The organism is Amycolatopsis halotolerans (assembly GCF_042647905.1).
Classification (GTDB): domain Bacteria; phylum Actinomycetota; class Actinomycetes; order Mycobacteriales; family Pseudonocardiaceae; genus Amycolatopsis; species Amycolatopsis halotolerans.
Window position 1 is genome coordinate 90,212 of record NZ_JBHRWI010000020.1, and the last position, 11,234, is coordinate 101,445.

Here is an 11,234-nt window from a genome sequence, read left to right on the forward strand (position 1 = left end):
CCGCGTCACGAGGGCAGGAAGTACCCCTCGCTCTCGTCCCACGGCAGATCGAAATCGTCGAGGTGCACGCGCCATTCCGCGTCGGGAACAGCGCGGCGCAACTCGGTCACCGAGCCCAGCACGTGTTCGAGCACCGCCATCATCCGGTCGGGATCGAACGGGATTTTGGTTGACCCGGCCACGATCTCGTCCGGCTCGCTGCCGCCTTCCTCGTACAGGTAGAGGGATTCCTCGTCCGGGTAAGGGAAAGACGACTGGCGGGCGGTGACGATGCTCTCGATAGCCGCTGTCTCGGTCGGGGTGAGCGCGGTCGCCCGGCTCGCGTCGTAGTAGAGGGAAGTGCTCATGGCTGGAACCGTAGCGACAGGGTCCGACAAAAACGGGCAATGTCGACAAACCGTCAGGCGAACAGCTCGCTGAGCAGCTCCGGGTCGAGGACGATCGGGGCGGGCCGGTACGCGGGAGGCTGCTCGCCCATCAGCTCGCGCACCAGGAAATCCCAGCCACGGGCGCGAACATAGGACAGGCAGTCGATGAACACGTGCTCGGCGCCGGGAACGATGAGCATCTCGAAGTCCTTGTTCGCCGCGATCAGCCGATCCGCGAGCCGCAGCGTGTTGTCCGGATGCACCCGGTCGTCCATCTCGCCGTGCGCGAGCAACAGCTTGCCCGCCAACCGATCCGCGATCTCCACATTGGACGATGCCGCCCACGCGCGGGGGTTGTCCGCACCGTCGTAGGCCTCCACGAAGTCCAGGCTGAAATGCTGCGGGTCGTGCGAACCGGACAACGCGACGCCGGCCCGGTAGACTTCGGGGTAGTCCAACATCGCCCGCACAGTCGCGAATCCGCCGCCGGAATGCCCGAACGCGCCAACCCGGTCCAGGTCCATCCACGGCCGCGTCTCGGCGAGCTGCCGCATGGCCGCGAGGTGGTCGTCGAGGCTGCCCGCGTCGGCGAGCTTGCCGTAAGACGCGTCGTGGAAGGCCTTGTCCCGGCCCGGCGTACCGCGTCCGTCCACGGCGAGCACCACAAAGCCAAGCGCGGCAAGGGGTTCCGCGTCCATGCCCATGCCGCCCGGGTCGAAGGACGGCGAGGTCCGGGTGACCTGCGGGCCGGGATAGATGTTGTCCACGACCGGGTACTTCTTCGCCGGGTCGAAGCCGTGCGGCCGGTACAGTACGCCGTAGATGTCGGTGATCCCGTCCGCCGCCTTGACGCGGAACGGTTCCGGCGGCGTCCAGCCGGTCGCGGCGAGCTTCGTGATGTCCGCCCGCTCCAGCTCGACCAGCACGCGGCCGGACCAATCGCGGACCGTCGCCACCGGCGGAGTGTCCACAGTAGACGCAGAATCGACGAAGTACGCCCTGCTGTCCGGCATCGTGACGACGTGGTCCAGCGAATCGTCGGTCACCTTGGCGAATCCGGTGCCGTCCAAGCCGATCCGGCACACCGTGCGCCGGTACGGATCCTCCGCGACCAGCCCGGAGGCGACGAAGTACACCGTCTCCCCGTCGACGTGCAGGATCTGCCGCACCGCCCAATCCCCGGACGTGACCTGGTTCAGCAGCTCGCCGGTGCGCAGGTCGTAGCGATACAGGTGCCCCCATCCGTCGCGCTGCGAGTACCACAGCACCTCGTTCTCCAGCACGCGCACGATCGGCGGCTCGTACAGCCACTGGTTGGGCTCGACGCGGGTCGGCCCGGTTTCGCTGAGCACTGTGGTGACCTCGCCGGTCGACGGGTCCATCCGGTACAGGGCAAGGGTGTGCCGATCGCGCGGCTGGCTGAGGAAGTAGACCGCCGAACCGTCCGCCGCCCACCACGCCCACTTGGCCGTCACCGGCGACATCATCGGCGCGAGCAGCGGTTCTGTCTGCGCGCGGACCATCGTGCCGGCGGCGACGTCCAGCACCACCAGTTCGGCCAGTGCCATGTGCTCGTCGCCGGTGTACGGGTAGCGCTGGGTGTGCAGCGCCGGTGCGCTGCCGTCCGCAGGCCGGGCTTCGAGCAGATGCGTCTCGCGGACCTCGCGCTCGTCCGTCCGGTGGGTCAGCACCTTCGTCGAATCCGGTGACCACGCCACCGCGGGCGGCAGATGCGGCAGCCCGAACTTCCGCAGGAGAGTGCCGTTGCCGAGGCTTTCCGGGCTGGTGCCGTACTGGTAGCCGGGCGCGCCGTCACTGGTCAGCGGCCATTCGCGGGCACCGGACACCGCCCAGAGGTCCGCGCCGCGCTGGGACACCGCGACCTTGCCGTCCGGCGAGGCCACGTCCAGCGGGCCGCCCGGGGGCGTCACGGCGGGCAGCCGCGTCGGGTCGAAGTCCGGGGTGCGGGTGCCCGCGGCCGGGTCGACGAGGAAGAACTGCTTGCTGTCGCCCTGGTTCACGGCGTACCAGAACCGCGCGCCGCCGTCGATCCACTGTGGACGGACGCGGTCGCCGACGATCAGTTCGCCAGGGCGGGCGAGGCGGCGCAGGAGCAGCTCGGCGGTTTGGTAGTTCTCGGTGGTGGTCACGCTCGGGTTCCTTCCCCCAGTTGTTTCTGACCTGCGAAACGCTACGTTGCGTTTCCAAATTTTGCCAACATGCTTGTTGCGTTCACGGAGTATATGCGCAGGTAAAAGACGGTAGATCGTTGCAACGAGCGCTAAGTTCAACGCAACGAACGTGTTGCAATGAGAGGAACGTCAAGGCTATCCTCGCCGGGAACGAAGGAGATCCCGATGCCCGGCGGTAGGCTCACTCGGCAGGAACGGCACCAGATCGCGCTCGGGCTGGCCGACGGTCTCGCGTACGCGGAGATCGCGCGCGGGCTCGACCGGCCCACCTCGACGGTCACGCGCGAGGTGCTGCGCAACGGCGGTCCCGCCGGCTACCGCGCCGACCTCGCCCAGCACGCCACCGAACACCGCGCCCACCGGAGCAGGCAGTCGACCGCCCGTCGCGCTCGCCCAGTCCCGTCCGAGAACGGACGCGACGCCGATGCGGTGCGCGAGTACGAGGAGTCGTTCGCCGCCGTCTTCACCGACGCCGGGCTGCCGAAGATGACCGCGCGGCTGTTGGTCGCGCTCTACACCACCGATTCCGGCGGTCTCACCGCCGCCGAACTCGTCCGGCGGCTGCGGGTCAGCCCCGCGTCGGTGTCGAAAGCGATCGCGTTCCTCGAACACCAGGGCCTGGTCCGCAGGCAACGTGACGAGGGTCGCCGAGAGCGTTACCTGGTCGACGACGACGTCTTCTACGCATCGATGATGGCCACCGTCAGCGCCAACCTCCGCCTCGCCGAAACCGCACGGCGCGGCGTCGAGGTGCTGGGTCCCGACACGCAGGCGGCCGTCCGGTTGGAGGGCATCGCACGGTTCGTCGACGTCGTCGCGGACAGCATCCGCCGTTCCGCGGACGAGGCGCGCGACATCCTGCACGCCTACCGGGAAGAACGCTCGCGATAGCCGCCAGGTTCGATTCCGGGTCAAGATCGTCGGACCGCGTGGTTACAATGGCGGCCGTATGTGGTGGCACGGAAAAGCTGGGCGGATCTCCGCCTTGCTGCTCGCTCTCGGCGCGATCGCGCTCGTCGCCGGTGTAGCGGCGGTCATCAGCAGCGTCAGTCCGGTTGATCTGCAGGTTTACCGTTTCGGCGCGGACGCCGTCCTTCGCGGCGGCGACCTGTACGGTGCTCTCCCCACCACCACGGCGGGGTCCATGCTGCCCTTCATTTACCCGCCGTTCGCCGCGATTCTCTTCTCTGCCTTGGCGTTCCCGCCGTTGTCCGTCGCGTCCGTTCTGCTCGACGTCGTCTCCGCCGCGTCGCTCTGGGCCGTCCTGTACGCCGTGGTCCGCCGTCTGCGGCAGGGCTGGAGCCGCCGCACCTCGGCCGCGACCGCGTCCGCGCTGGCCGTCGCGGCGCTCGCCTTCGAACCGGTGCGCTCAACGCTCTCTTTCGGACAGATCAACCTCGTCCTGATGGCGCTGGTCGCGGTCGACTGCCTCGCACCCAACTCTCGCTGGCCACGCGGCGTGCTGGTCGGCCTGGCCGCCGCGATCAAGGTCACGCCCGCCGGTATCCTCCTGTTCTTCTTGCTCGCCAAGGACTTCCGCGCCGTCCGAAACGCCTTTTTCGCCGGTGCCGCGGCCACCCTCCTCGGTCTTTTGGTCGCCCCGCGCGCGTCCGCCGAGTACTTCTTCGGCGGCGGCCTCACCAACGCCGACGGCTTCAGCGGTTCTCCCTACGCGACCAACCAGACCATCGAAGGCGCCCTCAACCGGCTTGCCCTGCTGCCGCACGCTCACGACCTGCTGTGGCTGACGTTGTCCGCGTTCGTCCTGGTCGCCGCCGTGCTCATCATGCGGCGCGTCGACGGACCGCTCGCCTTCGTCGTCAACGCGGCGGCCGTGCTCGTCCTGTCGCCGATTTCCTGGTCGCACCACTGGGTTTGGATCGTGCCCGCGGTGCTCATCCTCGCCGCCCGGGTTCGCACGCCCCAAGCCGTCGTCGCGTTGAGCGCGGGAGTCGCGGTGTTCATCGCCGCGCCGCACACTCTCGTGCCGTCCAGCGGAATGAAAGAACTCGCGTGGACCCCGTGGCAGCACCTCGTCGGCGACTCCTATCTCATTCTCGCCTTGGTTTTCCTTGCCGGACAGCTATTAGCGCTGCAACCTGCCCGCGCTCCGGCCCTCGAAAGCGTCCGTTAAGCGGATCCGGGCCATACCAGCGTAACCAGATCCCGGCCGGAAGACCCGAGATCTGGCGGCATTTCCGGGTCCACGCCCAGGTCCAGCAAGGCTCGCTCGACCTCTCCGGCCGCGTCCGCGGGCAAGCACAACCGCCGCCGGACGACGTCCACCGTCGTCGAGAACTCCGCGTACTCCGGCTCCGGCGGCCGTTGCCACGCCACGACTTCCGGCTCGATCCCCACTTCCGCGAGCCCCGCGACACAGTCCTCGGCAGTCGGTCCGGTTGGTCGCTCGATGCCGTGAAACCGTTGCCACAGCGGGTTAAGCTCGGTCAACGGATGCCGTGCGGCCGTCTCGACCACTACCCGCCGCCGCGCCGCCGCAGTGAGCGCCGCGGCGAACTGAGCCAGGTCGGGGGCGTTGTAAACCACGTTCCCGCACACGACGACATCCGCCACCCCAGCGTCCGCAGCAAGCTCAGGCCATCTGCCGGATAACAGCCGATGCTCGACGCCCGCGGCCCGCTCGGCGAACGCGGCGAGCAACTCGTCGTCGGTGTCCAAGGCAGTCACCGCGGTGACGTTCGACCGGCCGACCAGGGGCAGGCTCGCCGCCCCGGCCGCCGCGCCGATGTCGAGCACCGTGCCCGGCTCCCGCAACGCCTCGGCGGCCAACCGGTGCGTCGCCCCGATCGGCTCGGCGATCTGCCGGTCTGCCCGCCGAAGAAACACCTCCCGCGGAAGGACCCACGGCGATTCCGGAGGGTGCACGGTGTCCGGAATCGCCCAGGCGGCAAGGAGATCTCGCCAGTTCGACAGAGCGGTCATCGAGCCCGGATCAGGTCCGCCGCCTTCTCCGCCACCATGATCGTCGGCGCGTTGGTGTTCCCGCGCGGCACCACCGGCATCACCGAAGCGTCCACCACCCGCAGCCCCGAAACCCCGCGCACCTTCAGGTCCGGATCCACCACCGAGTGCTCGCCGTCGCCCATCGCGCACGTGCCGACCGGGTGGTACAGCGTCTGCGTGTTCTCCCGGACATGCTCGGTCAGAGCCTCATCCGACAGCTCGTGCGTCGCCGGCAGGAACGGCCGGTCCAGGAATTTCGCCAACGGGCCCGACCGGCCGATCTCGATCAGCGACCGCAGGGCCGACTTGATCGACTCCAGGTCGATCGACTCCGCGTAGTAAGCCGGGTCGATTTCCGGCTTCCACAACGGGTTCGCCGACTTCAACCGGAGCCGGCCGCGGCTCGCGACGTCGACCAGCGTCGCCGCGGACGTGAAGCCAGGGCAGGTCGGTTCGCGCATTCCGTTGTCGTAGAACAACGTCGGGGCCACGTGGATCTGCATGTCCGGCGCGTCGAGCCCGTCGCGAGTCGAGTAGAACGCGCCTGCCTCGCCGATGTTCGACGCGAGCGGACCGCGTTTGGTCAGCTGGTAGCGCACCAGCCCGGCGGGCGTCGCGGAGTCCGCGATGTCGGTGGTGCCCTTCGTCGACCAGATCACGCCGACCGCCGGGTGGTCGTGCAGGTTGTCGCCGACGCCGGGCAGCGCGGCGACCACGTCGATGCCCAGTTCGCGCAGATGCTCAGCCGGTCCGACCCCGGACAGCATCAGCAGTTGCGGCGAGTTGATCGCGCCGCCCGACAGCAGCACCTCGGCGTCCGCGCGGACGGTCGTCGGGACGCCTTTGTCCGAATAGGACACACCAACGGCGCGAGTGCCCTCGAAGACCACGTTGGTGACCTGCGCGTTCGTCCGGACCGTGAGATTCGGCCGCTCCAGGGCGGGCCGCAGGTAAGCGTCCGCCGTGGACCAGCGGCGGCCGCGTTTGCAGGTAACCTGGTAGAGCCCGGCCCCCTCCTGCGATTCGCCGTTGAAGTCGTCGGTGTGCTTGAGCCCCCACGAAACGGCGCTGTCCACCCACGCGTGCGACAGCTCGTGCGTGAACCGCCGGTCCTCGACGTTCAGCGGGCCGTCCGTGCCGTGCAGCGGGCCGCCGAGGCGCTGGTTGCCCTCGGCGCGCTTGAAGTAGGGCAGCACGTCGTCCCAGCCCCAGCCGGTGGCTCCGTGCGCATCGCGCCAGCCGTCGTAGTCGGCGCGGTTGCCGCGGATGTAGATCATCGCGTTGATCGAGGAGCACCCGCCGAGCAGCCGGCCGCGCGGCCAGTACGCCGTCTTGCCGGTGTGCTTCTGCTCGACGGTCTCGTAGTTCCAGTCCCACTTCGTCTTGAACAGCGACGCGAACGCCGCCGGGATCCGGACCTCGTCCGCGGTGTCCTCGCCGCCCGCCTCCAGCAGGAGCACCCGCGCGGACGGGTCCTCGCTCAGCCGGTTCGCCAGCACACAGCCCGCGCTGCCCGCGCCGACGATCACGTAGTCGAAGGAGTCCTGCTCTGGCACGCTGCCTCCCGGTGGTGTTGACACACTGTCAACGACACATCATGGCGCAGGTCACGCTACGCGCAAGTCCCCGGAAAACCGATCAGTCGGAAGTGGGGTCGAAGGAGGTGACGCACGCGCCGTCCACCGCGTGGTCGTCGGTCTCCACCCGGCCCTCCTTGGCGGTGCCGTCGAGTTTGGCGTCGACGTGCACGATGGTCCGGCCCGCCGTCTTCAGCACGTCCGTTTTGCGCACGGTCAGCTTCGTTTCGCCGTAGATCCACTGCTGGGTGCCGTCGCGGGTGGTGTCCGGCGCGTCCCGGCACATCACCGACAGCGCCGCCGGGATGTCGCGCGCGTTGACCGCGTCGATGAACTTCATCGCGGCGTCCGTGCCGTCCTTCACCTGGGGACGCGGCTTCGGGTCGGTCGACAGGCTGGCCAGCGGGGCCGGCTCGCCGTCGGACTTGGCGTCGCGCACGCACCAGCCGTTGCCGTCCGGGACGATCGCGATGCCGTAGCTGAGGTCGCCCGCGGTGATCGTGGCCGCGCGTTCCTGCTGGCCGGTCGGATGCACCGGATTGCTGATCTTCGCGCCGCCCTTCGCGTTCCGGAAGAACTCGTCGGCGGTGTAGGACCGCTTCGACCGGATCTTGCACCACAGCTGATCCAACCCGGTCTGCTCGGTGATCGAGTTTGCGACCGACTGGGCCAGTTGCTCCGGCGTCCCGCGCGACGTCGTGTCCAGCTTTTCCTTGAAGAAGCCCGGCGTCACCCAGCCGGTGAACGCGACCGCGCCGCCGAGCACCACGACCACCGCGCCGAGCGAGATCCACAGCCCGGCCTTCGACTTCTTCTTCGGCGGCGGGACCTGGCCGAACTGCGCCTGGCCCGGCGGCGGATACGGCTGCTGGAACTGCCCTTGCTGCGGCCCGTGCGGCGGATAAGGACCCTGCTGCGGGTACGGGCCTTGCGGCGGGTGGTTCATGTCTCCCCCTCGATACCGGTCTGTCTGCCGGTCAGGCTAGTGAAGTACGCTTCAACCGCACCCACGACCTGCAGAAATAAGGAGCAGCCAGCCGTGGCTCGAGTCGTTGTCGACGTCATGCCCAAACCCGAGATCCTCGACCCGCAGGGCCAGGCGGTGGCACGCGCGCTGCCGCGGCTGGGCTTCTCCGGGGTCGCCGACGTGCGCCAGGGGCGGCACTTCGAACTCGAGGTCGACGACGACGTCGATGACGAGACGCTGGCCAAGATGGCCGAGGGCTTCCTCGCCAACCCGGTGATCGAGCAGTGGACGATCCGGCGGGTCGAGGCGTGAGCGCCCGCATCGGCGTCATCACCTTCCCCGGCACGCTCGACGACGGCGACGCCGCCCGCGCGGTCCGCTACGCCGACGCTGAAGCCGTCTCGCTCTGGCACGCCGACGACGACCTGAAGGGCGTCGACGCGGTCGTCGTCCCCGGCGGCTTCTCCTACGGCGACTACCTGCGCGCCGGCGTGATCGCCCGCTACGCGCCGGTGATGACCTCGGTCATCGACGCCGCGCACAAGGGCATGCCGGTGCTCGGCATCTGCAACGGCTTCCAGATCCTGTGCGAGGCCGGTCTGCTGCCCGGCGCGATGATCCGCAACGTCGGCCTGCACTTCGTGTGCCGCGACCAGTGGCTGCGCGTGGACAACAACGCCACCGCGTGGACCTCGCGCTACGAGGCGGGCGCGGAAATCCTGATTCCGCTCAAGAACAACGACGGCTGCTACGTCGCCGACCAGTCCACTGTGGACATGCTGGAGGCGGAGGACCGGGTGGCGTTCCGCTACGTCGGCGGCAACCCGAACGGCTCCCGCAACGACATCGCGGGCGTCACCAGCGAGAACGGCCGCGTGGTCGGTCTCATGCCGCACCCGGAGCACGCGATCGACGCGCTCACCGGCCCGTCCGACGACGGTCTCGGCATGTTCTACAGCGCGGTCGACGCGCTCGTGAAGGCCTAAGGCAAAGGTCCGTGAAGGACTCCTTGAGGGAATCTGATTCCCTCAAGGAGTCCTTCACGGCTTTTACTTGCTGTGGTCGCTGGAGAGCCAGCGTTCGGTGCGCACCCGCACCAGCACCGAGGTCTCCTTGAGCGAGCCCTCGACGAACCGCCGCGCCTCAGCCTCGGGCGCGTACCGCGAGGCGATCGCGAGCGCCTGCTCCTCGGTCGGCGCCGAGGACCGGTCCACGACCGGACCGGACACCGTGACGTACTTGTACGGCTGGGTTTCCTGCTGCACCGTGAGGCTCAGCTTGCCCGAGGCCTCGATCGCCCGGTCCTTCGCCGACCCGCGGTCCATCCAGATCAGCAATTCGCCGCCGGGCTCGTAGTCGTACCAAACCGGCACGGCGAGCGGAGCCGCGCCTTCCCGGCCGATCGACAGCACGCCCACCCGCTTCTCCGCGAGGAATTTCTCTCGTTCGTCCACCGTCATGACCGCCATCCGGCGTCACTCCCTGTGTTGTCTGCCTCGGCTTCGCCGAGGCGTGCGGGATCGCCTTCAAGCCGGTGTCTGGCTGAGCGACGCACTCGGCCCCGGGGGCCGAGCACGTCGCTCAGCCAGACACCGGCGCGATCCCGCCGGCATGGTTCCGTCTGGAGCCAACGCCGAATCCCCAGCAGGCATTCCGCTTAGCTCGCCGCCGCGGCCGTGTGGAGCCGGTGCGCGATCGCGATCACCGTGCGGCTTTCGAGCACGGCGCTCAACCGAGCCGGAAGACCAGTGCCGTGGACTGCCCGGTGTAGATCCCACGGACTCCGAAAACGGCCCCGTCTGCCCAGAACAAGCGGCAGAACCACGGTGCCAAGCGGCGATTGCCGGAACCCGTGAGCGAGACCGTGCGCACGGGTGTCACCGCTCCGGTGTCCAGTGCGAACTTGACGATGTGCTGATCAGGACCGTCCTGGCCAGCGGAGACCACGGCGATCACCTGCCCGTTGTCCACCGCGAGCGGTGCCGCGACAATGCCGCCGCCTGGTGCCGGGGCTTCCCAGCGTTTGGCGCCGGTGCGGAGGTCGAACGCGGCGAGGCGGTTGGGCTTCTGCGGGCTTGTCAGCGCGATCATCGTGGTGCCCGTGACGAGTGCTCGCGAACGTCGATGTGACGTGCCGTTGGAGATCCCGCTCAGGCTGTAGCCGAATCCGTCGTCCCCCATGAAGCCGTTCACCGCGTCTCCGGCCTCGATGGTGGAAACCGGTTCGAGCGAGTCGTCGAGAGTTTCGTACAACCCTTTCGACGCGTCGCTGAGGTAGGCGACCAGCGGCGACGCGCTCACCCACGCCATCGTGAGGTAGGACTTGCTCTTCACGAACTCGTTGTGCTGCTTGGTTTTTCCGGTCGCGGGATCGACGGCAACGGCGACGTACAAGTCGTCGCCGGAGTCCTTGGCGCTGCAGTGGGACAGCAGTACGAAGTCCGCGCTCCGCGGCATCCCGTCCGACGGGATGCAGTTCGAGTACACCTTCTCGTCGGTCGGTGGCGTGACCTCGGACCAGCGGACGGCGCCGGTGGCCGCGTCCAGCCCGAGCAGTTGCTGGTAGTGCACGACCACGACCGAACCGCCGACGATCTCCAGCACTGCGTGCTCGTCGAGTTTCGCCTCGGACGGGCTTCCCGACGAGGTGATGGGCATCGCCCGCTGCCACAGCAGCTTTCCCGCGTTGACATCCAGCACGGCCGCGCTCGAGCAGAGATCCCCATAGCCGACGGCGACGCGGTTATCGACGACAGAGGTGCTCGCCCCGCAGAAATGGCCGGAGGGGGAGGGGATCCTCCAGCGTTCCCTGCCGTCGCTCCGTGCGTACGCGACCGCATAGGTGTCGTTCACCAGCACCAGATCGTCGCCCACGACCCAGGAATCGATGCCCTTGTCGTACGGCGGGATCCGGTCCGATCCCAGCTGCCACGGACCTGTCCGGGACACCGCGATCGCGTGGCCGGGCACCGTGCCGCTGTTGAGCGCAAGCGGTACCACGATCGCCGCGATCACCACGGCTGCCAGAAATGCCGAGCTTACGAGGAGGGCCCGCCGGCCACCCAATTTGTCAGTCACTACCCGCTCCCCCTTTCGACGCGGGTAGTGTTGGGGAAATCTGATTCTTCCAAAGTTCCGCCACGGCTTTCACCGCGCCGGATTTGTC

The 11,234-nt window shown here is 68.5% G+C and carries 11 protein-coding genes; 4 read left to right on the top strand and 7 right to left on the bottom strand.

Annotated elements, in window-relative coordinates; translation table 11 throughout:
* Positions 1 to 5: 5 nt before the first annotated feature.
* Positions 6 to 347 (bottom strand): hypothetical protein, encoded by a 342-nt coding sequence (locus ACFORO_RS15440; protein ID WP_377868023.1) that lies wholly within the window; start codon positions 345 to 347, stop codon positions 6 to 8.
* A gap of 53 nt (positions 348 to 400) precedes the next feature.
* On the bottom strand, positions 401 to 2,518 hold the full coding sequence (locus tag ACFORO_RS15445; RefSeq protein WP_377868022.1) for a S9 family peptidase: 2,118 nt from the start codon (positions 2,516 to 2,518) through the stop codon (positions 401 to 403).
* 207 nt (positions 2,519 to 2,725) lie between these two features.
* Between ACFORO_RS15445 and ACFORO_RS15450 the strand changes: the two genes are divergently transcribed.
* A complete protein-coding gene (locus ACFORO_RS15450; protein ID WP_377868021.1) occupies positions 2,726 to 3,451 on the top strand; it encodes a GbsR/MarR family transcriptional regulator in 726 nt (241 codons plus the stop codon).
* Between the two features lie 58 nt (positions 3,452 to 3,509).
* On the top strand, positions 3,510 to 4,694 hold the full coding sequence (locus tag ACFORO_RS15455) for a glycosyltransferase 87 family protein (protein WP_377868020.1): 1,185 nt from the start codon (positions 3,510 to 3,512) through the stop codon (positions 4,692 to 4,694).
* Here the strand turns inward: ACFORO_RS15455 and ACFORO_RS15460 are convergent.
* The 3 genes from ACFORO_RS15460 to ACFORO_RS15470 form a co-directional block, all read right to left on the bottom strand.
* Complete coding sequence (locus ACFORO_RS15460) at positions 4,691 to 5,503, bottom strand: class I SAM-dependent methyltransferase (RefSeq protein WP_377868019.1); 813 nt, start codon at positions 5,501 to 5,503, stop codon at positions 4,691 to 4,693. The two genes, ACFORO_RS15455 and ACFORO_RS15460, sit on opposite strands and share 4 nt — an antisense overlap.
* Entirely contained in the window at positions 5,500 to 7,080 is a 1,581-nt protein-coding gene (locus tag ACFORO_RS15465; protein WP_377868018.1) for a GMC family oxidoreductase, read from the bottom strand. Before ACFORO_RS15465 ends, ACFORO_RS15460 begins: the two co-directional genes overlap by 4 nt.
* Before the next feature lie 82 nt (positions 7,081 to 7,162).
* Positions 7,163 to 8,047 carry a hypothetical protein gene (locus ACFORO_RS15470; RefSeq protein WP_377868017.1) on the bottom strand — a complete coding sequence of 295 codons (885 nt, stop codon included), beginning with the start codon at positions 8,045 to 8,047 and terminating at the stop codon, positions 7,163 to 7,165.
* A gap of 93 nt (positions 8,048 to 8,140) precedes the next feature.
* On the opposite strand from ACFORO_RS15470, the gene purS reads away from it, so the two are divergent.
* A complete protein-coding gene (gene purS / locus ACFORO_RS15475) occupies positions 8,141 to 8,380 on the top strand; it encodes a phosphoribosylformylglycinamidine synthase subunit PurS (protein WP_037808692.1) in 240 nt (79 codons plus the stop codon).
* Positions 8,377 to 9,054, top strand: coding sequence for a phosphoribosylformylglycinamidine synthase subunit PurQ (purQ, locus tag ACFORO_RS15480; protein WP_377868016.1), 678 nt, complete (start codon positions 8,377 to 8,379; stop codon positions 9,052 to 9,054). The genes purS and purQ overlap by 4 nt, the downstream gene beginning before the upstream one ends.
* Before the next feature lie 63 nt (positions 9,055 to 9,117).
* Here purQ and ACFORO_RS15485 read toward each other — a convergent pair whose 3' ends face one another.
* Positions 9,118 to 9,537: a pyridoxamine 5'-phosphate oxidase family protein gene (locus ACFORO_RS15485; RefSeq protein WP_354746017.1), complete on the bottom strand. Its 420-nt coding sequence runs from the start codon at positions 9,535 to 9,537 to the stop codon at positions 9,118 to 9,120.
* A gap of 259 nt (positions 9,538 to 9,796) precedes the next feature.
* Entirely contained in the window at positions 9,797 to 11,146 is a 1,350-nt protein-coding gene (locus tag ACFORO_RS15490; protein ID WP_377868015.1) for an outer membrane protein assembly factor BamB family protein, read from the bottom strand.
* Between the last annotated feature and the right edge of the window lie 88 nt (positions 11,147 to 11,234).